Raw genomic sequence first — 22,728 nt, 5'->3', positions numbered from 1 at the left:
CCGTTTTCTTCTGGGTGTTTCTTTTTTTTCTCTTTGTTATAAAGTATATGGTATCAGCTTGAACGATATGGTCCTTGAACCCTATACCTTCTACCTCTTTACCCTCTACCTTATTTAGAAATATCATGTTGCGCAGTGAGTAGTCAACGCTACTCCAGAAAGGAGGTATTCCAGCCGCACCTTCCGGTACGGCTACCTTGTTACGACTTAGCCCCAGTTACCGGTTTTACCCTAGGACGCTCCTTGCGGTTACATACTTTAGGTACCCCCAGCTTCCATGGCTTGACGGGCGGTGTGTACAAGGCCCGGGAACGTATTCACCGCGTCATTGCTGATACGCGATTACTAGCGAATCCAACTTCATGGGGTCGAGTTGCAGACCCCAATCCGAACTGTGAACGGCTTTGTGAGATTCGCATCATATTGCTATGTAGCTGCCCTCTGTACCGTCCATTGTAGCACGTGTGTAGCCCCGGACGTAAGGGCCATGATGACTTGACGTCGTCCCCTCCTTCCTCTCTGTTTGCACAGGCAGTCTGTTTAGAGTCCCCACCATTACATGCTGGCAACTAAACATAGGGGTTGCGCTCGTTGCGGGACTTAACCCAACACCTCACGGCACGAGCTGACGACAGCCATGCAGCACCTAGTTTCGTGTCCTTGCGGACTGATCTATCTCTAAATCATTCACTAACTTTCAAGCCCGGGTAAGGTTCCTCGCGTATCATCGAATTAAACCACATGCTCCTCCGCTTGTGCGGGCCCCCGTCAATTCCTTTGAGTTTCACCCTTGCGGGCGTACTCCCCAGGTGGAACACTTAACGCTTTCGCTTAGCCGCTGACTGTGTATCGCCAACAGCGAGTGTTCATCGTTTAGGGCGTGGACTACCAGGGTATCTAATCCTGTTTGATCCCCACGCTTTCGTGCCTCAGCGTCAATAAGACCATAGTAAGCTGCCTTCGCAATCGGTGTTCTGAGACATATCTATGCATTTCACCGCTACTTGTCTCATTCCGCCTACCTCTAGTCCATTCAAGCCCATCAGTATCAAGGGCACTGCGATAGTTGAGCTACCGTCTTTCACCCCTGACTTAACAGGCCGCCTACGCACCCTTTAAACCCAATAAATCCGGATAACGCTTGGATCCTCCGTATTACCGCGGCTGCTGGCACGGAGTTAGCCGATCCTTATTCTTCCGGTACATTCAGCTAAATACACGTATTTAGGTTTATTCCCGGATAAAAGCAGTTTACAACCCATAGGGCAGTCTTCCTGCACGCGGCATGGCTGGTTCAGAGTTGCCTCCATTGACCAATATTCCTTACTGCTGCCTCCCGTAGGAGTCTGGTCCGTGTCTCAGTACCAGTGTGGGGGGCCATCCTCTCAGATCCCCTAGTCATCGTCGCCTTGGTGGGCCGTTACCCCGCCAACTAGCTAATGACACGCATGCCCATCTCCATCCCATAAATGTTTGATCATTGGATAATGCCATCCTGTGATTTTATGCGGTATTAATCCGGATTTCTCCGGGCTATCCCCCTGATGAAGGTAGGTTGCATACGCGTTACGCACCCGTGCGCCACTTTCCTCTCCAGCAAGCTGGAAAGTATCGTTCGACTTGCATGTATTAGGCCTGCCGCTAGCGTTCATCCTGAGCCAGGATCAAACTCTCCATTGTAAAATGTGTTGTTCAATACTGACCAGTTTTAACTATCGTTAAAAATAGTCTTCTTTTTTTGTTATGTCTGTCAGACATTGACTTTAAAATTCAGTCAGGCATTCTGTACTTGAATACGTACTTCATTACCTCACTGCGCTACATTGACATCTCTTTTAAGAACTTATCGACTGTTGTTGCCTCGCGGCCCGTCTTTATATATCTCCAGATTTCAGCTCGTTCAGGTCTTGTTTGTCTTGAACGTGTTTCCGTCTGTTTCAATCTTTTCTGTTGATCGCTGTAACATCCGCTACCTGATCTTTTTTTTGTTTTCCCTTCGTTTCCGTTGGGAGTGCAAAGGTAGGAATCTTTTTTGAACTTCCAAATAAAATAATTTTTATTTTTCAGCCTCTCTTTTTTTTCTTTCCCCCTATTTCAATATGCCGGTGTTCACCAGCTTCCGCTCTTCCGAACCGGGCTGCAAAGGTAGCAATCTTTTTCTCTTACGCAATATTTATTTTAAAATAAATCCTGCCCTCCATCTCTCTGAGCCATCTTGTCAACAAATCCCTTCCTCCGAAGCGGGATGCAAAAGTAGGAAAATTCTCTACAACACCAAAGGATATTTATTAAATGTTGTTCATCCCAGCGTAAGTTCATGGTTTTCAACGGGAAATATTTTTCGCCAAGCCAAAACAATTATGTATTTTGCCTGTTTAGCACCGTCCTGAACAGTTCCAGGATCTGATAAGCTCCGGTAGCCAGGATGACGGATCGGCTGGAGAAGCCCATTAAAGCTTCCAAAGTTTCCCCTGCGCCCGGCCACTTGAAAATTCGGAAGAAACTGCCCACCTAAACCCGATAGCAGCGAAAAACCCGCAGCGCAGCGAGGATTTGGAGCAAATAGCGGGAACATGCTTATATAGTACCTCTGACCCTGCTTTGCTAAAAAGAAAAACAAACCCGAAAACTCACAACATGTGTATTCCTCATAAAAATTTCATAAATTAGTTTATGCTTCAGGTTAAACAATGGTGTAATGATTTAATTGGTTTGCTATTTCCAAACCTCTGCAACGCCTGCGGTGTAGCATTATACCATAGCGAGTATTTAATCTGCACGAAATGCCTGTACGACCTCCCCTTTACCGATTATCATGAATATGCAGACAATAGGGTTGCCAGGCAGTTTTGGGGCCGCTTACCAGTTAATGCGGCAATGGCCATGTTGTATTTTAGAAAAGGAACGAAAGTTCAGAACTTAATCCACAATTTAAAATATAACGGAAGAACTGATGTTGGAGTCCTGATGGGTAATATGTTGGGAGAAAGGCTGAGAACAGCAACGCTTTACCAGGACATTGACCTGGTGATTCCGGTTCCTTTACACCGCAAGAAATACAAAATGAGGGGATATAACCAAAGCATGTTCATTGCAGAAGGAATTGCAGCACAAATGGGTACCGGCATCAGCGGGGACCACCTTATTAGAAATACTTCTACTGAAAGCCAAACCAAAAAAAGCAGGTATAACCGTTATGAAAATATGAAGGATGTATTCCAGGTAGAATTTCAGGAAGATATCATGGGCAAACATATTTTATTGGTTGACGATGTAATTACCACCGGTGCAACGCTTGAAGCCTGCGCTGATGCACTATTTGCCGCTGAGGCAGGAAAAGTAAGCATAACAGCACTTGCCTTCGCAGAATAATGATTGAATGCGCTGCAAATACCCTTGCAAGTAGCCAAACATTTTTTAAGTTTGATTTATGCGTTTAAATACTGGTTTATTGCTACTCATCTTATTCATTGCTTCGGCTTGCCGGAAGAATGAAAACATTAGCACAAACCCAGATGCCAGGCTCAGCTTTTCCAGTAAAGAAATATTATTCGATACCATTTTTACTTCAATAGGCTCAACCGTCAGAATAGTCAAAATCATTAACAACAATAATGATGCGGTTAAAGTATCGGAAATTAAATTAGCTGGCGGACGCACTTCTGCTTTTGGCATCAATATTAACGGAGAACAAACAACTTATAAAAATGATCTTGTCATAAACGGTCGGGATTCAATAAATCTTTTTGTTAAGGTTTCGATCAACCCCAATGCCAATAGCCTGCCCTTTCTGGTGCAAGATTCGATCATTTTAAAAACAAACGGGAATAAACAGGTCATTCAGCTTTTAGCTTACGGGCAAAATGCGGTGTTCATTAATGAATCTTCCATCAGCACAAATACCATCTGGACAAAAGCGCTGCCCTATATTATTAACGGATCGTTAACCCTGAAAAGCGGTACTGTATTAACCATCCAGCCGGGAACTAAAATCTATTTCCATAAGGATGCCGGTTTAAACATCGAGGGAAACCTGATCGTTAACGGCAGCTTAAACGAACCTGTACTGTTTTGCAGCGACCGGCTTGAAAGCATTTATAATGATGAGCCCGGACAATGGAAGGGAATTTTCTTAAAAAGAACCGGACAAGGGCTGATTAAAAATGCGATCATTAAAAACGCATCTGTTGGCATTATCTCCGATTCTTTATCGTTAAACAGCAACCCAAAATTAATTTTAAGTAATAGTATTATTAAAAACATGCAGGTGGCAGCCTATATTGGCTATCATTCAGAACTGTTAGCCTTTAATAATCTGATGTATAATTGCGGAAATTATTTGATATACGCTGTTGGAGGAGGGAATTATAACCTGAAACAGAACACCTTTGCTGGCTACAATTTAAACTTTCCGCGCAAAACAGCCTCACTGAGCTTTACAGATTATTTATCAGCAAATGTTTACCATAAACTTCAGGTCGATTTAACCAATAATATCATTTGGGGAAGTTTAGTCAACGAATTGGATATACAACAAAAAACTGCTGCCAATTTGCAGCTCAATCTATCACATAACCTGATCCGATCCACCAACAATGCTTATAACGGGAATGGCAACATTTTAAACATCGACCCTTCCTTTATTCACCAGGAACAGTACAATTTTGAACCCGCTGCAAACAGTTCAGCCAGAAAAAAAGGTGCTGATTTAACTGCCGATCCTTATTTCAGTATTTATCTTAACAAAGATATAATGGAAAATGAAAGATTTTATCCCTCAACCTTAGGTAGTTACGAGAAATAATAGGTTTTTTTTATATTTTCTCAAAACCAAATCGCATGAAGTTGCGTTTATATATCCGAGAGCGTTAATTTAGATGGTAAGGGTCGATTTCTTCTGAAGAATATCGGCCCTTTACTTTTTTGGCCTTCTTAAAGATCAGTTTTACTTTTATTCTTTTTAGAAAGTGAAAACTGGTGCTAATGGCGGCCACCCGCCCCGCTTTACCTCCTGCCGTTCAAATTTATCGATATAAAAAATGTTGTTAAGAAAGGGCATCCGTACATCCGATACCTATCCGATCGGTCTTATTTAACAAAGTCTGTATCTAAATACGCCGATAAACAAAAAAGCAGCTACAAATTAATGCAACTGCTCTGTTTATCTGTTTTGTTGTAAAATTATTCAACTGTTACCGATTTGGCCAGGTTTCTTGGCTGATCTACGTTACAGCCACGCATTACCGCAATATGATACGATAATAACTGAAGCGGTATGGTTGCCAGGAGCGGTAAAAAAGCTTCATTGGCATCAGGGATTTCGATGCAGTAATCGGCCATTTTTTTCACTTCGGTGTCCCCTTCGGTCACAATGGCAATTACTTTTCCTTTTCTGGCTTTTACCTCTTGTATGTTACTGATTACTTTTTCGTAAGATGAGTTTTGCGTTGCGATAAACACAACAGGCATTTCCTCATCAATTAAGGCAATCGGACCATGTTTCATTTCCGCAGCAGGATATCCTTCTGCGTGGATATAAGAAATTTCCTTCAGTTTTAAGGCTCCCTCTAAAGCTACCGGGAAGCCACTTCCTCTACCCAAAAACAAACAATTGGTAGAATCTTTAATCTTTTCCGCTACCTCTTTAATCAGGTTGTTCGACTCTAAAGCAACCTGAATTTTTTCAGGAATATGGTCAAGCTCGGTTAAAAGTTCAATTAACTTTGAAGTGGTAATGGTTCCCTTTTGCTGGGCCATGTAAAAAGCCATTAAAGTTAAAACGGTTACCTGTGCCGTAAATGCTTTTGTTGATGCCACACCGATCTCAGGTCCGGCATGGGTGTAAACACCAGCATGTGTTAAACGTGGAATAGAAGCGCCTGCTACATTGCAGATGCCGAAAATGGTTGCACCACGTTCTTTAGCCATCTCAATAGCCGCCATAGTATCAGCTGTTTCTCCAGACTGCGAAATGGCAATCACCACATCCTTTTCGGTGATAATCGGATTTCTGTACCTGAATTCTGATGCATATTCAACTTCAACAGGAATGCGGGCATATTCTTCAATCAGGTATTCGCCAACCAAACCTGCATGCCAGGATGTTCCGCAGGCCACAATGATGATGCGATCTATATTTTTTAATTTTTCTGCAAACTCTTTAATGCCGCCAAGCTGCACCTTACCCTCTTCCGGGTAGATACGGCCACGCATACAATCTTTAATGGAACGCGGTTGCTCATAAATTTCTTTGAGCATAAAGTGATCGAAACCACCTTTCTCCAGCATTTCCAGCTTTAACTGCAGCTCCTGGATCAATGGCGTTTGCACTACATTATCCAACCTTTTAACCAACAGATCATCTTTGGTGATTAACGCAATTTCATTATCATTGAGATAGATTACATTTTTGGTGTATTCAACAATCGGTGTAGCATCAGAAGCAATAAAGTACTCTCCCTGGCCCACACCAATGACCATCGGGCTGCCCTTTCTGGCCACAATTAGCCGATCTGGATGATCCTGGTCCATAATCACTATAGCATAAGCACCAATTACTTCCTTCAAGGCTAAACGAACAGCCTCCAGAAGATCAATATTTTCGATTTTCTGGATTTCTTCTACCAGATGAATTAATACCTCCGTGTCGGTATCGCTTTTAAATTCATGACCTCTGCTAATCAACTCCTCTTTTAAAGTAGCATAGTTTTCTATAATACCATTATGAATAATTGATAACTTACCATTATTTGAAGTATGTGGATGGGAGTTGCGGTCAGAGGGAACTCCATGGGTAGCCCAACGGGTATGGCCCATTGCAATCGTACCAGACTTATCCTGATCTTGAGCAAACTCCTCTAATACGGCTACTTTACCCGCTTTTTTATAAATATGTTCACCGCTTTCATTCATTACTGCGATACCAGCACTGTCATAACCGCGGTATTCCAATCTTTTAAGGCCTTTAAGTACAATTGGCCAGGCTTCTCTATAGCCAATATAGCCTACTATTCCACACATAAATTCTAGTTATATTTTATTTGCCAAATATATAAAACAAACGTTTGTTTCAGGTATTAAGCGCTAAAGATGTTTTAGTTAAATCAAAAAGGCAGCTACAAAAATGTAGCTGCTTTCATTATATCATTAGTAAATCGAATTAGTTAAGCTTATTTATAAAGTGGAAATGCGCTTACCAATTTAATCACTTCAGCTTTTACCGTATTTAGGTTCGTTTCGTCTTCCGGATTGGTTAAAACCCGATCAATTAATTCAACAATCTGTTCCATTTCAGCTTCTTTTAACCCGCGTGTTGTAACAGCAGCCGTACCTACGCGGATACCAGAAGTTACAAACGGCGATTTATCATCAAAAGGAACCATATTTTTATTTACCGTAATTTCTGCTTTTTCCAAAGCATTTTCGGCTACCTTACCTGTGATGTTTTTATTGCGCAGGTCAATCAACATCAGGTGGTTATCCGTACCCCCTGAAATGATGCCATATCCTTTTGCTACAAATGCCTTCGCCATGGCCTGTGCATTAGCCGCTACCTGTTTAATATATATTCCGTATTCCTCGCTTAAAGCTTCGCCAAAAGCAATTGCCTTCGCTGCAATAATATGCTCTAACGGACCGCCCTGCGTACCTGGGAAAACTGCCATATCAAGCAAATTGCTCATCAAACGGGTTTCGCCTTTTGGCGTTTTTAATCCCCATGGGTTTTCGAAATCCTGTCCCATCATAATCATACCGCCACGTGGTCCGCGCAAAGTTTTGTGGGTTGTTGTGGTTACAATATGGCAATGTGGAAGTGGGTTGGCCAGCAATCCTTTAGCGATTAAACCAGCCGGATGGGAAATATCAGCTAAAACCAAAGCGCCGATTTTATCGGCTACTGCACGGATAAAAGCATAATCCCACTCACGTGAATAAGCAGATGCACCGCAGATAATCAGTTTCGGTTTTTCAGCCAAAGCAACTTCCTCTAATTTTTTATAATCAATTAGTCCGGTTTCTTTTTCTACGCCATAGAATAAAGGCTGATATAATTTACCCGAGAAGTTAACCGGCGAACCATGTGTTAAGTGTCCTCCATGAGAAAGGTCAAATCCTAATATTTTATCACCTGGTTGCAAAACAGCAAGCATTACCGCGGCATTGGCCTGCGCACCAGAATGCGGTTGAACATTTACCCACGCTGCTCCAAACAATTCTTTTGCCCTATCGATCGCAATCTGCTCTACCACATCTACCACCTGGCAACCGCCATAGTAACGTTTTCCCGGTAAGCCTTCTGCATATTTGTTGGTCAATACCGATCCGGCAGCTTCCATCACTTGTTTGCTTACAAAGTTTTCTGATGCAATAAGCTCTAAACCATGTTCCTGGCGGTTTAACTCTTTATCGATAAGTTCGAAAATCTGGTTGTCGCGTGTCATTGTATATTTAGGTTTGTATTTTTTTGGCAAAAGTAAGGATTTCAAATTTAATTCGCGCTTGTTTAAGATAATGCTTTCACATTAAAGTTGTTAAAGCCACTCCCAATGGTTATCTCAACGATTTGTTGTTGCAGCATTTCCAAAATGGCCAGAAAGTTATAAACGAAGTGCACTTTGTTTTCCGAATTTTTAAGCACCAGGGCAAAATCAATCTGTTTATTGATATCAAGCAAGTTGGCGATAAAGTGTTTTTGCTGTTCGATCGTATAGGGATATTGTACAACCGTATGCTTTACTTCTTCACTACGCAACTCATACCTTTGCATGGTGCGGTGATAAACGGTTAAAAGCTTATACAGATCAAGGGATAAGAGTTCATCCTGATGGGCAGAAGATGCCGCAGCCAGTGCAAGATCGTATACAATATTACCTCTATGATTTTGTTTTAACCGCTCTTCTTCATACCGCTTCATCTCTTCTGCTGCAGATTTAAACTGTTTGTAGGCAATCAGCCTGGCAATAAGATCCTGCTCAGAGTTGATTTCGCTGCCCGTTTCGTCTACCTCAATCCTGGGCAGCAACATTTTAGATTTAATACGCATCAAGGTAGCCGCAACCAAAATAAATTCGCTCGCCACTTCTACATTTAGCGCCAGGAGCTGGTGGATATAGGCCAAAAAATCGTTGGTGATTTTCGAGATCTCCACATCCTGAATATTAAGTTCATCGCGTTCAATAAAGAACAGCAACAAATCGAAGGGACCTTCAAATACCGGAAGCTTTATCTCAAAATTCTCTGCCTGCATGTGTAGCAACAAACATAATGAAAATTTTCAGGTCTTCTAACTTAAAAGGCTATGCGCAATCTTCGGTCCGCTCTCTGCCAAACGCTCCACGCTAAGCGTTCACTGCCAGCCGCTTACCCGGCTATAATAAAGCGCTATTTTTCTCTTCTATATTAGAACAAATTTAACTTACTTTGTATCTTGTTTTTCACTATAAATTACGAATGCAAGTAAAAGCTGGCCCCCTATTATCTAAAATCAACTATCCTGCTGATTTAAAGCAATATAGCGAATCTGACTTAGAACAAATAAGCCAGGAATTACGACAATATATCATTGACGTAGTAAGTGTAAATGGCGGCCATTTTGGTGCCAGTTTAGGTGTTGTAGAACTAACAGTTGCCTTACATTATGCGTTAAATACGCCCTACGATAAGTTGGTTTGGGATGTAGGCCATCAGGCATACGGACATAAAATATTAACCGGCCGAAGGGATTTATTCCATACCAACCGGGTGTACGGTGGCATCAGCGGATTCCCAAAGATTTCAGAAAGCGAATACGATACCTTTGGTGTAGGCCACTCATCTACTTCCATTTCGGCCGCTTTGGGCATGGCGGTGGCTTCGCAATTAAAGGGTGAAACCGACAGGCAGCACGTAGCCGTTATCGGCGATGGCGCTATGACAGCCGGATTAGCTTTTGAAGGATTAAACCATGCCGGCATTGAAAACAGCAATGTATTGGTGATCCTGAATGATAACTGCATGTCTATCGATCCGAACGTTGGGGCGCTGAAAGAATATTTAACCAGCATCACCATCTCGAAATCATATAACCGTTTCCGCGATGATATTTCTCATGTACTCACCGGACTCTCTAAACTTGGCCCTAATGCACACAAGTATGTTAAGAAAATAGAGAAGAGCATTAAAGGCACCTTACTCAAACAAAGCAATTTATTTGAAGCGTTAAATTTCAGGTATTTTGGCCCTGTTGACGGGCATGATGTAAAACGCCTGGCACAGGTTATTAAAGATCTTGCTGCCATTCCGGGCCCGAAACTGTTGCATTGCGTTACCGTTAAAGGCAAAGGCTTTGCTTTGGCAGAAAAAGACCAAACCAAATGGCATGCACCCGGTCTTTTTGATAAGATTACCGGCGAAATTAAAAAAAGCATTTCTGATAAACCACAGCCTCCCAAATACCAGGATGTTTTTGGGCATACGATGGTTGAACTGGCCGAGGCTAACGATAAAATTGTAGGCATCACTCCGGCCATGCCCTCAGGCTCATCATTAAATATCATGATGAAAGCAATGCCAAAGCGCGCATTTGATGTGGGCATTGCAGAACAGCACGCGGTAACTTTCTCAGCAGGCCTGGCCGTACAGGGCTTGGTTCCTTTCTGCAATATTTATTCAAGCTTTATGCAGCGGGCCTACGATCAGGTAATCCATGATGTGGCCATCCAAAAGCTGAACGTAGTATTCTGTTTAGACCGTGCAGGTTTAGCAGGTGCTGATGGAGCAACACACCACGGCGCTTATGATATTGCCTACATGCGTTGTATCCCGAATTTAGTCGTGTCTTCTCCTATGAATGAAGAAGAGCTTCGCAACCTGATGTTTACTGCTCAACAAGAAAATATAGGACCCTTTGTTATCCGTTACCCGCGCGGCAATGGGGTAATGCCTGACTGGAAGAGACCTTTTAAGGCATTGGAGATTGGCAAAGGACGTAAAATCTGCGATGGTGAAGATGTAGCCTTATTAACCATCGGACACGTTGGTAATTTTGCTGTTGAAGCATGTATAGAATTAAATAGCGAGGGTTTTTATCCGGCGCATTATGATCTACGCTTCATAAAACCTTTAGATGAAGCTTTATTACACGAGGTATTTGCTAAATACAAACACATCATTACGGTTGAAGACGGCTCATTACCAGGAGGTGCCGGTTCGGCGGTAATAGAATTTATGACCGATAATCATTATAATGCCCAGGTGGTCAGACTCGGGATTCCGGATAAATTTATTGACCACGGAGAACAACCTGAACTTTGGGCAGAATGCGGTTATGATAAAGACGCCATCGTTAAAGCAGTTAAAAATGTTGCGGTTAAACGTGTTACAGATAAAATGGCGGGATAATCCCGCTAAATCCATTTTGCATTAATGGTAATACCATGCCTGGTTAGGGCAGGAAATCGCTTTTAACTTTTCACTGTTAGTTCTAGATCTTTCTACGAATGCCTAAGCTTTATGTCTACCACGGAAAAATTTTAATCTCCTCCGTGATTTCTGTGTTTCAATGGCTAATTAATTTTTGCAAATGTTTTAGAAGCAATATCCCTGCTGGTTAGGGGCTAACGATTTGCATTTAAATAGTTGTAGATCTTTCTGCGAATGCCTAAGCGTTATGTATGCCACGGAACCACGAAAAACATGGAAAAATTTTAATTTCCTCCGTGATTTCTGTGTTTCAGTGCCTAATTAATTTTTGCAAATGTTTTAAAAGCAATATCCCTGCTGGTTAGGGGCTAACGATTTGCATTTAAATATTTAATCTGCAAAACGAACTGTCAGCATTACCAGCAGCCCAAAATGACTTATTTAATCATTTCAGCTACTTTGATGCAGACTAATCAGCCAAATCCTGGTTCCTTCTATTAATTTCGGTTTGGAGGTCTGAAACTACCTGATCAATCACACGGTTAACCTGTGCAATCAAAGGAATCAGTTCTGAAACAGGCGCATTTTCGTCACTCAGGCTTTCTATATCCCTGATCACACGCTGAATGGAAACAATGCCCAGGTGATCAATGGTTGATTTAAGTTTGTGGGCCAGCGTTGATATTTTTGGAAGATCAGTATTTTCTAAAGCCTGGTTCAGGTCGCTAACGGCAGAAGGCATCTGATCACAAAACATCTGAATCATTTTAGTCACAAAATCCTCCCGCCCTTTGCTGATTACGTAAAGACCATCCAGGCTGTAAAGCGGGACCTCAACCTCTGGCTGAACGGTTTCAACAGCGCCTTTTACCATCCATTTATCAATTACCGTAATAAAAAGGTCTTCTTTTATAGGCTTTGCAATATAATCATCCATGCCGGCGGCTATACATTTTTCCCTTTCCCCTATTATTGCTGAAGCGGTTAGCGCTATGATGGGGCCTTTAAAGCCGCCTTTACGCAACAGCTTTGTAGTATCATAACCATTCAGAACCGGCATCTGAATATCCATAAGAATCAGGTCAAAATCATCCTTATCAACCATATCAATGGCCATCTGGCCATTCTCAGCTATCATAATCTGGCAACCGTAGTTCAATAATACCGTAGAAGCAACGAGCCTGTTCATTTCGTTATCATCAACAATAAGAATCCTTTTGCCCGAAAACAGGTCGTCGCTCAGCACCAGTTTTTCCTCCACCGGAAGATCCTCGCCAACACCTTTCATCAGCCGGATAACAAACGAAATTTCAGAGCCCTTTCCTTTTTCGCTTTTAATGTTAAAATATCCCCCCATCTGGGCAACAAGCTTTTTTGATATGCTCATACCCAATCCCGTTCCACCATACCTGCGTGATACAGATTCATATTCCTGGCTAAAGTTGTCAAAAAGACGTTTAACAAATTCAGGCTGCATTCCTATCCCGGTATCCTTCACCGTAATCTCAATTTCCTGGGCATCATCAAAATTTTCCAAAAGACTCAGCTTAAGGGATACAGATCCTTTGTCGGTAAATTTTACAGCATTGCTCAGCAGGTTCAACACGATCTGGCTAATCCGGTAGGGGTCGCCTATCAATACCGGAGCAATCTCATCATGATGAGGCTGGAAATAATCAATAATCAGGCCTTTCTTTTCCGCCTTATGTTTAATCACCTGGATCACTTCCCTGAGTACTTTTGAAATATCGAGTCCAATAGATTCGAGATTCACTTTGCCCGCCTCAATTTTAGAAAGGTCCAGGATATCATTGATGATGACCAACAGGTTTTTCGATGCGGTCTGTATGGTTTGAACGCAATAATCCTGCTCAACCGTTGGATTGGTTTTAGCCAGCTGGTTGGCCATCGTGATAATGGCATTCATGGGCGTTCTGATCTCATGACTCATATTTGCCAAAAACATATCCTTACTGCTGACAGCTTTTTCAGCTTCTGATTTAGCGGCCATCAGCTCCAGTTTCTGTTCTTTATGATAGGTAATCTCAAAATTAATCAGCAGAGAACCGATTTGTTCATGCTCATGGTTAAAACTTAAGCTGCTACACGCCAACCACCATTTCCTTTCACCTTTTGTATCTAAAAACTGTATTTCGCTTACCTTTGATGTGATGTTATCGTAACCTATGGCATCACCATCCTCCGAAAATATCCTGCCGGCCCACAGTTCTGACAGCAATCTGCCTTTAATACCAATAAGCTCATAGCCGCAGATTTCACAGAAACTGCTATTTGCATAAACAATATGCCCGGCCAGGTCAAGCTCTACCAAACCGATCCTCATATTTTCGATCACCTGGTGATAACTGTATTCAGTCACCGAAAATAGCTGCCTTTGCGTTGAATTGTTATTACTGTCATCGCGATTTACACCTGCCTCATTTTCAGCTAATTGAATTTCATTAAGTAAGGATTGCCCGTATCCGGCAAAAAAAAGCAGGTTTTGTGCAGCAATCTTTTCCCATTTACCGGTTAAGCGTACAGGCTGCTGTTTCAGGGTGATCCAGCTGTTCTTTAAACCACCATCCTCAATGTCTTCATCAAAATGCAGGTCAGTAAAATAATCGAAAATGGATTCACCAACCTTGTTACCACAAATTTCCTTCAGTTTATCCCCCAGTTCCACAATATTCATATCTGCGTCAGCAATAACGAAGAATGGGAATAGCCTGTTTAGCTGTGCACTGTCAAGGGACAAAAGGTTTCTGCTTATCATTTTGATACTATAATAATTTTATTAGGGTACTGCCGCTCATTAATATCCGATATTAAAGTTACGCCTTATTTTCAGAAACAATAAACAAGAAATCAAAGTTCTGCCTGAAGCGAAAAATTAATCACGTATCCTACCAGCTTATTAAGAGATTTTTTTTACACTCCTCATAAGAATAATGAACAAGTTGCCTTTTTTTTTGTTATTATTGTACTAAAATGTAACCGTGACTAAATTAAATTATTATTGTTAAATTCTAAATAATTTCGGATTTATTAACGGCTAAACAGACCTAATAAACATTAAAAATCAATTGTACATTCAAATACTTGGCAGCTACTTTCATATAAAGATTGCACAAAAAATCACTTTGAAGTTCCCCAATCAACGCTTCTTCGCCAATGAATCAACAGAATAATCCTAAAATACATATCCTGCTTGTTGAAGATGACGAATTTATGCAGGCAATACTGAAGGAAATATTGCAGCCGAGATACCGCATCGATATCAGGCCTGATGGCATAGACGCGCTCACGTTTCTACAGAACGGAAATATTCCGGATCTGATTATTTCAGATTTGAATACGCCTAATATGAGTGGCCTTGAGTTAATCGAACAGTTAAAAACCAGCGACTTTTTCAGCTCCCTGCCCATTATGATTCTATCCGGAGAAGAAAGTTCTAATAAACGCATAAAATGCCTGGAAGCCGGCGCTGATGATTTTATGGTTAAACCTTTCAATCCTGCCGAACTGGAAGCCAGAATAAAAATGGTATTAAGACGTGCCGGAAAAAGCAATTTTTAATGGTAGAGAAACAGATCAACGGCTCCGTTGAACCAGGTATTATTGCCATGGTCGGTTTCGAGAATTATACAGAACGTACCTTTTTCGAAAGCTGTAATTTCGAAGGGTTGCGGCTTGTGTATTTTGACAATGGACTAAAGCTTTCACAGGCATGGACAGAACAGCACCTTAAAATTGTAGCCATCATATCAAACAGCGAAATCCTGTCTAACGGCGGGCTTACGCTTATTGAAACGCTCAAAAATATACAGATGCCAAGCGTACCTTTTTTTCTGGTTGTTAAATACTTTAATCCAAATTTAAGGATACTCGCCCTAACCGCGGGCATATCAGATGTATTCAGGCTGCCCATGCAGATAGAACGTGTAGAGAAACGGGTTATTTTTTTCGTTAAAAACTGGGAGGCACTAACCAAAAGCCTTTCCATCAGGCCAAATGTAATACGCCCTATCGGCCTGGCAAAAAGAGCCTTTGATATTTTCTTTGCCAGCTCGGCCTTATTTATACTTTTCCCACTGCTGTTAATTGTTGCCTTGGCGATATGGATGGAATCCAAAGGCCCTGTTTTTTACTATTCGCTGCGTGCAGGAACAGGATTTAAAGTTTTTAAATTTTATAAATTCCGTTCGATGTATGTAGATGCAGATAAAAAAGTTAAGGATCTGATACACCTCAACCAGTATGATATAGATAAGAAGGAACAGAAAACAACAACGCCCGATTCGGTTCTTTGCCAGGATTGCTTACCGGCCGGAAAATGCCAGTATCCGCTTTACGGAGATGGTGTGCAGTGGTGCGAAAAAGATGGTGGTTATTTTGCTACGAATAGTGGCTCTGCTTTTTTCAAGATCGCGAATGATCCACGGATAACCAGGGTTGGCAATTTCATCAGAAATACGAGTATAGATGAACTTCCCCAGTTATGGAATGTAATTAAAGGAGACATGAGCATTGTGGGGAACCGGCCATTGCCTATTTATGAAGCAGAAAAACTAACTACAGACCGGTATGTACTGCGGTTTGCCGCGCCAGCAGGAATAACCGGATTATGGCAGGTTGAAAAAAGGGGGAAAGGTGAAATGAGTGAAGAAGAGCGCCTGCTACTTGACAATGAATACGCGAAGAACCAAAGTTTTACGAACGATATTAAGCTTATTTTAAAAACAATACCTGCCCTGTTTCAAAAAGAAAGCGTTTAGTTTATCAGCTCCTTTCCACCCGACCACCAAAATTTTATTCCTGTTTTAATCGCTATTGAACGGGTAGAAAACCTATTCTTTTAAAATACTTATCAGATGAAACCATGAATAAAAACTCCGTAAAAATCACATATTTAAAATTTTGTTTTTGATATTCATCAACTAATCGTAATATTAAAAGATAGCAAAATAAGGTTAACAGTTAACGTAAAGGTGGAAAAATAAAAAAAGCAGGCTTTAAAATAATTTGTGTCTATTGCAAGTTATCAGTTAGTTAACAACGCTCTGCCTGACAAAAAGATTGAAATGCAACAAAATGAAAATGCTCGTCTGGAAGCACTTTATAATTACGAAATCATAAACTCCGGAAAAGAGCGGGGATTTGACAGACTCACTGAGATCGCTTCATTAATCTGCGAATGCGAAATATCATTGATTTCTTTCGCAGAAAAGGACAGGATCTGGTATAAATCCACAACCGGCCTCGATATAGATGAGGTACCCCGGGGCATTGCAATATGTGAGTATCCCCTGCTTGGCAAAGAGGTATTTATTGTAGAGGATACACTTGAAGATGACCGTTTCAGGCACCATGCGCTATCTGAAGATGGCGTGAGGGTAAGGTTTTATGCCGGATATCCTTTAATAGATCCTAATGGATTTACACTGGGTTCTATATGTGTAGCCGATTTAGCGCCCAAAAAATTAACAGCCAGCCAGCAACGGATCCTTTCTTTACTTGCTGAAGAGGCCATATCACTCATCATAGAACGCCGCAAAAAAGAAGAATATAAAAATTTCCGTACACTATTTAACGATTCAGAAGATCTGATCTGTATTCTGGCACCGGATGGAAAATTTAAAAAGGTAAATCCCGGCTTTAATAAACAGCTGGGATATGATGAAACGGAGTTGAAGCAAAAATCAATCTTCGACTTTATTCCTTCACAAAGCTTAAAAGCGGTTCGTGAAATTTGGGGGAATCTAAAAAATGGTCAGCCATCTGGTGAGCTTACACACCCCGTCATCACCAAAGATGGCCAATACAAAACGATTCAATGGACCGCAACAGCTGAAAAAGCAAACGGAAACTTTTTTGCCATCGGACGTGATGTAACCGCTGAATTTGAAAAAAACAGGGCATTGAAGGTTAGCGAACAAAAGTTTAAAGCTTTCTTTGAAAGCTCTCAGGGGTTAATGTGTACCCATGATCTGGATGGAAACTTTATCTCCATTAACTCCGCCGGTGCGAAAATACTCGGTTTTAAAAAATCTGAGTTAAAAAATAAAAGTCTTTTTGATATTGTTCCTGTTGAAAGGCATGATAATTTGCGCAGATATCTGTCTGATATCGCGAAACATGGATATTCAAAAGGCAATATGCTGGTGCAAAAGAAGTCTGGAGAACACGCCATCTGGTTGTATTCTAATATCATGCAAACAGACCTGGATAACAAGCCTTACATTGTGGGCAATGCCGTTGATATCACCGATCAGAAAAAGCTTGAAAATGAACTCATCCATACCCGAAACCTTTTAGAGGAGACCAGTAAACTGGCTAAAATAGGCGGATGGGAACTTAACCTGAACGAGCGAAAGGTTGTTTGGACGGCTACAACGAGAGAAATACATGCTGTGCCAAAAGATTTTGTCCCATCATTGGAAAATGGAATTAATTTTTATAAAGAAGGGGAGAGCAGAGAAAAAATACAACACGCCATTCAGGAATGTGTGCAGACCGGAAAAGGATGGGATCTTGAGCTTGAGATCAGGGATTTTAACGGAAAAGAACTCTGGGTTAGGGCAAAAGGCGATGCCGAATCTCCGGAAAATGCCAAGCAGCGCATCTATGGAACATTCCAGGATATTGATGAACAGAAACGGGCTCAACTGGCCCTGATTGAATCCAAAAAATTACTGGATGATGTGCTCTCAGCGTCCACAGCGGTGAGTATTATCGCTACTGATACCAACGGAATCATTACCGTCTTCAACCGGGCTTCAGAACTATTGCTGGAATATACTGCCGAAGAAATGATTGGCAAGCAAACACCAGAAATCCTTCATGACAAAACAGAAGTAGAAGAACTTTGTACCAGTGTTTCTGCTACACTGGGCTACGCGGTTAAAGGCTTTGATGTTTTTAAACAATGTGCAGACAGCCCTCAAAAAGAACGGCTTTTTACCTTCATCACCAAATCCGGAAAACGCTTAAGGGTGTCGCTATCCATTACCTCCATCAGAGATTCGGAAGATAAAATTATCGGATACCTCGGCATATCTACGGATGTTACGCAAAAGGAAGCAACCGAAAAAGCACTTGCCCGTGAGAAAGCCATCTTGCTCGCCTTTATCGAAAATGCACCTGCTTCGATAGCGATGCTTGATAAGGACATGCGCTTTCTTGCGGCCAGCAGAAAATGGAAAGAGAACTACACGCAGATTACAAACGATATAGAAGGACTGTGGTATTATGATGTATTCCCGCACCTGTCAGAAGACCGTGTAAATAACCATAAAAAAGTACTCCGCGGCGAGGTGCTGAAAAAAGATGAAGACGTTTATGTGGATGTCCGCACGAATATGCCACAACATATTTCCTGGGAAATGCGTCCATGGTATCATCTGGACACCTCGATTGGCGGAATGATGATTTGCACACAGGACATCTCTGCATCAGTAAAACACCGGCAGGAAATAACTGTTGCGCGGTTACGTGCCGACCATGCCAATTCGGCCAAATCCGAATTTCTGGCCAATATGAGCCATGAAATAAGAACCCCGTTAAACGGGGTGATCGGTTTCACCGACCTGGTGTTAAAAACGCAGTTGAACGATACGCAGAAACAATACCTTACCATTGTCAACCAATCTGCAAACGCTTTATTAAGTATTATCAATGATATTTTAGATTTCTCAAAAATCGAGGCCGGTAAATTTGAGCTCGACATCGAAAAATGTGACCTGTATGATATTGCCTGGCAGGCAAGTGACATCACCACTTACCAAATTCAGTCCAGGAGCCTGGAGATGCTGTTAAACCTCCCTCCTGATCTGCCAAGATTTGTATGGACTGATGCGCTGCGCTTAAAACAGGTTTTAATAAATTTATTAGGAAACGCCGCTAAGTTTACAACCAAAGGAGAAATAGAGCTTAGAATAGAGCAGCTGGGTAAGGCAGAAAATCAGTGTTCATTCCGGTTTAGCGTAAGGGATACCGGTATAGGGATCGAAAAAAGCAAACAGGAAAAGATTTTTGGTGCTTTTTCTCAGGAAGATTCCTCAACCACCAAAAAATATGGCGGAACCGGCTTAGGCCTAACCATCTCCAACAAGTTATTAAACATGATGGGGAGCCATCTCGAACTCAAAAGCATTCCGGGAGAAGGAAGTACCTTTTTCTTCGAAGTAAACCTTAAATGTGAACAGGGTGAGCCAATTGAATGGAGAGGAATAGAGAGCATCGCAAATGTACTTGTGGTTGATGACAATGACAATAACAGGGAGATATTGGTGAATATGCTCTCTCTTAAAAATATCCAGGCTGACCAGGCCAGGAGTGGCTTTGAAGCATTACAGTTTCTGGCAGAAGGAAGAATATACGATGCCATCCTGATGGATTACCACATGCCATACATGGATGGACTGGAAACGTCGGCAAAAATCAGGGAAAGCTTTACACTTGAACAGGACAGACTTCCGCTGATTCTTCTTCACAGTTCTTCAGATGATGAAAAAATCATCAAAGCCTGCAGAGACCTGAAGATCGAACACCGGTTGGTAAAACCGATCAAAATGCATGAGCTTTACCAGGTATTATCAAGGCTTAAAGCGCCTGAAGTTGCATTTGATGATACGGATCAATCGGCTTTATCTGAAACCATTGAAAATGAATTTAAATTCATGGTGGTTGAGGATAATGAAGTAAACAGATTCCTGGCCCGCGCGCTGATTGAAAAACTTCATCCCGGAAGCGTAATACTCGAAGCTGAAAACGGTGTTAAAGCGCTGGAGGTATTTAAAAGAGAATCACCGGACCTCATTTTCATGGACATTCAGATGCCGGAAATGAACGGGTATCAATGTTCCCGAGAAATCAGGCTGATTGAGCAAGGAAAAAGAACGCCTATCGTTGCCCTTACTGCGGCAAATGTGATGGGTGAGCGGGAAAAAAGCCTGGAGGCAGGCATGGATGATTTTATTACCAAGCCGGTTTTAGAAGAAAATATCGAAACCATATTAAAAAAATGGCTGCTTCAGGGTAAAAAGGATAATGCAGCTGCCATTGAAACCATAAAACCTGTTCATTTTGACAGTAGGAAACTAGAGTCCTACCTGGACAATGATCTCGATAGAATAAAAAAAATAATTGGCATCACCATCAATCAGCTGAACCAGATATTGGTTCAGGTAGATGAAATGATTGTACAGTTAGACCCTGAAATCATGATCTCACTTTCACACAAGGTATACGGGATGGCCTCTTCAGCCGGACTGAACAACCTTGCAACAATCAGCTCCGGAATGCAGGAACCGGATATTTCCGATCACGTCGCGCTGAAAGCCAAAGTGGAACTCCTGAAACAGGAAATTGAAATCCTTATTCCATTATTAAAGAAAAGGTACGCGGTTGATTAATGCTTCAGGAGGCTGTATTATCAGTAGAATAAACGGGAACCACGAAGTCCACGCTTGCGCGCGTTTCTAACGCGTGCATCAATAAATTAACGATTGCATCGTAACGCTATAACAATGATATTTAGTCGAAATAGCCTGCATAGATTCCGCGTTAACGTCGAAAGGATGGCCATTCGTTAATATACAAATGATGATACAGTTTATCAAAAAGATTGCTTCACTCCCGGGCGGAGTCCTTTCTTCAGTTCGCAATGACAAAGTGAAGAGCCAAAACTCAGGTTAAAATAGGAATTTTGTCTGTTAAAAATCGTGGTATATATTTCTAAAACTGCTTCTGATGCCGAACGTGACTAAACTACTATTCTCAACAGCAGTAACATTACTTTCCCTCCGGAGCGTTCCGGCCAGTTCCAGGCGCAGGTTGTATTTTGGATTAAGAAGGTAAGAAACCTGGGCACGGGCATAATATAGATTGGTTTTGATCCCCTGGCCAATTTTACTGCCATAGTCCAAAGCGCGTGTATTGTAACTTTTAAAAATATCGCCACCATAATTTAGCCCGGCAGGATCTTTACCATACCTTGAGTAAAGTGCTTCTCCCTGTACATCAAAACGCTTGTAACTGTAGTTCAAAATCCCTAAAAATTCCCTGAAATTAGCGCCATAAGGGTGTGCAAGCGGTTGGTTGTAGTTGGCATAATTTGATAACCTGTCAAAATGGGCGTATGTATAAGGACGGGCAGTATTAAATTCTGCCAGATAATTAAGCCGTTTAACCTTGAAAAGATCTGAACCGCGCAATCCCAACTGAACGGCATATTTGTTGGCCCAGTATCCGTTGCCTGCAAAAAATTCCTTTGCGGTAAACTCATCAAACATAAACTGCCCATAAAGAGCGGTATTTTTTAAAACTTCATATTTTACATTAAAACCTAACCTCATTTTATCGGGTGAGGTGGTATTGGTGCTTTCTACCGGTCTTAAAAATATAAAAGGGTGTACGTAATTAAAATCAAAACCGCGTTTGCCTTCTACTTCAGCATCTGCCCAGGTAACGGCCTGAAAAAAACCTACAGAGAATTTCCTGGTCACATTCCAGTCTACATAATGTGCGGCCATCCATTTTCCCCGGTCACCCAGTGTGCGGTCTGTAGTTAGTTTTGGTGCCCCTGGATCAAGCATATAGGCAAAAATGGTTTGGTACTGCACAGCACCAAGTGTGGCTCTTACTCTAAAAAACGAATAATTGGAAGATACATCCGAAAGGAGCATGGAACGGTAACCATCACCAATAAAGTTTTTGTCGTAGCCGAGTGATAAGTTAAGGTGTGCGTTAGGGGTATACGATAATAACGCCGTTACATACGACCAATCTTGTTTATCCGTTCCTAATTTGCCGGAACCCTGGCCCGGCACAACCTGATTGGCGACGATGTATCTATTGACATAATCAACAAATTTACCCTGGTTCTCAAATCCGTTCAGATAAAACGAGAACTGTTTACCCACTGTCCCGCCAACCTGGAAACCCCTGGTGTTCAACCAGGTACTTCGCTTACCACTAAAATCCCTACCGACTTGAAAATCGGGCAAGAAATCGGCGTAAACTTTATAATCTTCGCCATTAAATTCTAATAAATGTTCACTGAACAGCTTTCTATGTACCCATGATCGTCTGTTTAGCGTATCTACACCAACTTTCATTAACGAATCGTAGTGTGTGGCAATTTCAGTTCCATCTGAATAAATCCCCTTGATCGAAGAATGGAACTTATTATCCTGACTATAAATCTGCTGATTTAATTTCTGGTAAAACTGGTAATCATAAGGGATATTAACGTTTGGAGTAGATTGACCCCATGCATGCATCACAGAAAAGGCCATTACAGCCAGAACAAAAAATTTCTTCATT

11 protein-coding genes and 1 rRNA gene are annotated in these 22,728 nt (G+C 41.7%); 6 read left to right on the top strand and 6 right to left on the bottom strand.

Annotation, left to right across the window (positions count from 1 at the left end; translation table 11 throughout):
* Positions 1–158: 158 nt before the first annotated feature.
* Positions 159–1,680 (bottom strand): 16S ribosomal RNA (locus DV942_RS15215).
* Between the two features lie 993 nt (positions 1,681–2,673).
* Between DV942_RS15215 and DV942_RS15210 the strand changes: the two genes are divergently transcribed.
* Together DV942_RS15210 and DV942_RS15205 are read left to right on the top strand one after the other, a co-directional pair.
* Complete coding sequence (locus DV942_RS15210; RefSeq protein WP_145858860.1) at positions 2,674–3,372, top strand: ComF family protein; 699 nt, start codon at positions 2,674–2,676, stop codon at positions 3,370–3,372.
* Positions 3,373–3,430: 58 nt separating this feature from the next.
* A complete protein-coding gene (locus tag DV942_RS15205) occupies positions 3,431–4,804 on the top strand; it encodes a hypothetical protein (protein ID WP_145858858.1) in 1,374 nt (457 codons plus the stop codon).
* Positions 4,805–5,181: 377 nt separating this feature from the next.
* On the opposite strand, the gene glmS is transcribed toward DV942_RS15205, so the two are convergent.
* The 3 genes from glmS to DV942_RS15190 all read right to left on the bottom strand — a co-directional run bounded on the left by glmS (position 5,182) and on the right by DV942_RS15190 (position 9,247).
* Positions 5,182–7,020, bottom strand: coding sequence for a glutamine--fructose-6-phosphate transaminase (isomerizing) (gene glmS / locus DV942_RS15200; protein ID WP_090988342.1), 1,839 nt, complete (start codon positions 7,018–7,020; stop codon positions 5,182–5,184).
* A 149-nt stretch (positions 7,021–7,169) separates the two neighbouring features.
* Positions 7,170–8,441: a serine hydroxymethyltransferase gene (gene glyA, locus DV942_RS15195; protein ID WP_145858856.1), complete on the bottom strand. Its 1,272-nt coding sequence runs from the start codon at positions 8,439–8,441 to the stop codon at positions 7,170–7,172.
* A 62-nt stretch (positions 8,442–8,503) separates the two neighbouring features.
* A complete protein-coding gene (locus tag DV942_RS15190; RefSeq protein WP_145858854.1) occupies positions 8,504–9,247 on the bottom strand; it encodes a segregation and condensation protein A in 744 nt (247 codons plus the stop codon).
* 203 nt (positions 9,248–9,450) lie between these two features.
* On the opposite strand from DV942_RS15190, the gene dxs reads away from it, so the two are divergent.
* Positions 9,451–11,379 (top strand): 1-deoxy-D-xylulose-5-phosphate synthase, encoded by a 1,929-nt coding sequence (gene dxs, locus DV942_RS15185; protein ID WP_145858851.1) that lies wholly within the window; start codon positions 9,451–9,453, stop codon positions 11,377–11,379.
* 490 nt (positions 11,380–11,869) lie between these two features.
* On the opposite strand, the gene DV942_RS15180 is transcribed toward dxs, so the two are convergent.
* On the bottom strand, positions 11,870–14,176 hold the full coding sequence (locus tag DV942_RS15180) for a PAS domain-containing hybrid sensor histidine kinase/response regulator (protein ID WP_145858849.1): 2,307 nt from the start codon (positions 14,174–14,176) through the stop codon (positions 11,870–11,872).
* A 398-nt stretch (positions 14,177–14,574) separates the two neighbouring features.
* Here DV942_RS15180 and DV942_RS15175 point away from each other — a divergent pair, with 398 nt between their 5' ends.
* From DV942_RS15175 to DV942_RS15165, 3 genes are all read left to right on the top strand, one after another.
* Positions 14,575–14,979: a response regulator gene (locus DV942_RS15175; RefSeq protein ID WP_090988332.1), complete on the top strand. Its 405-nt coding sequence runs from the start codon at positions 14,575–14,577 to the stop codon at positions 14,977–14,979.
* Positions 14,979–16,178 (top strand): sugar transferase, encoded by a 1,200-nt coding sequence (locus tag DV942_RS15170; protein ID WP_222431114.1) that lies wholly within the window; start codon positions 14,979–14,981, stop codon positions 16,176–16,178. The genes DV942_RS15175 and DV942_RS15170 overlap by 1 nt, the downstream gene beginning before the upstream one ends.
* Positions 16,179–16,484: 306 nt before the next feature.
* Positions 16,485–20,816 carry a PAS domain S-box protein gene (locus tag DV942_RS15165; protein ID WP_145858846.1) on the top strand — a complete coding sequence of 1,444 codons (4,332 nt, stop codon included), beginning with the start codon at positions 16,485–16,487 and terminating at the stop codon, positions 20,814–20,816.
* Positions 20,817–21,116: 300 nt separating this feature from the next.
* Here the strand turns inward: DV942_RS15165 and DV942_RS15160 are convergent, their stop codons facing one another.
* The gene (locus DV942_RS15160; protein WP_145858843.1) at positions 21,117–22,727 is read right to left on the bottom strand and encodes a capsule assembly Wzi family protein; all 1,611 of its coding nucleotides are present in this window, start codon (positions 22,725–22,727) and stop codon (positions 21,117–21,119) included.
* Position 22,728 lies beyond the last annotated feature (1 nt).

The sequence above is a fragment of the Pedobacter suwonensis genome, assembly GCF_007833675.1.
GTDB lineage: Bacteria > Bacteroidota > Bacteroidia > Sphingobacteriales > Sphingobacteriaceae > Pedobacter > Pedobacter suwonensis.
This window is presented reverse-complemented; position numbering and strand designations above follow the sequence as displayed.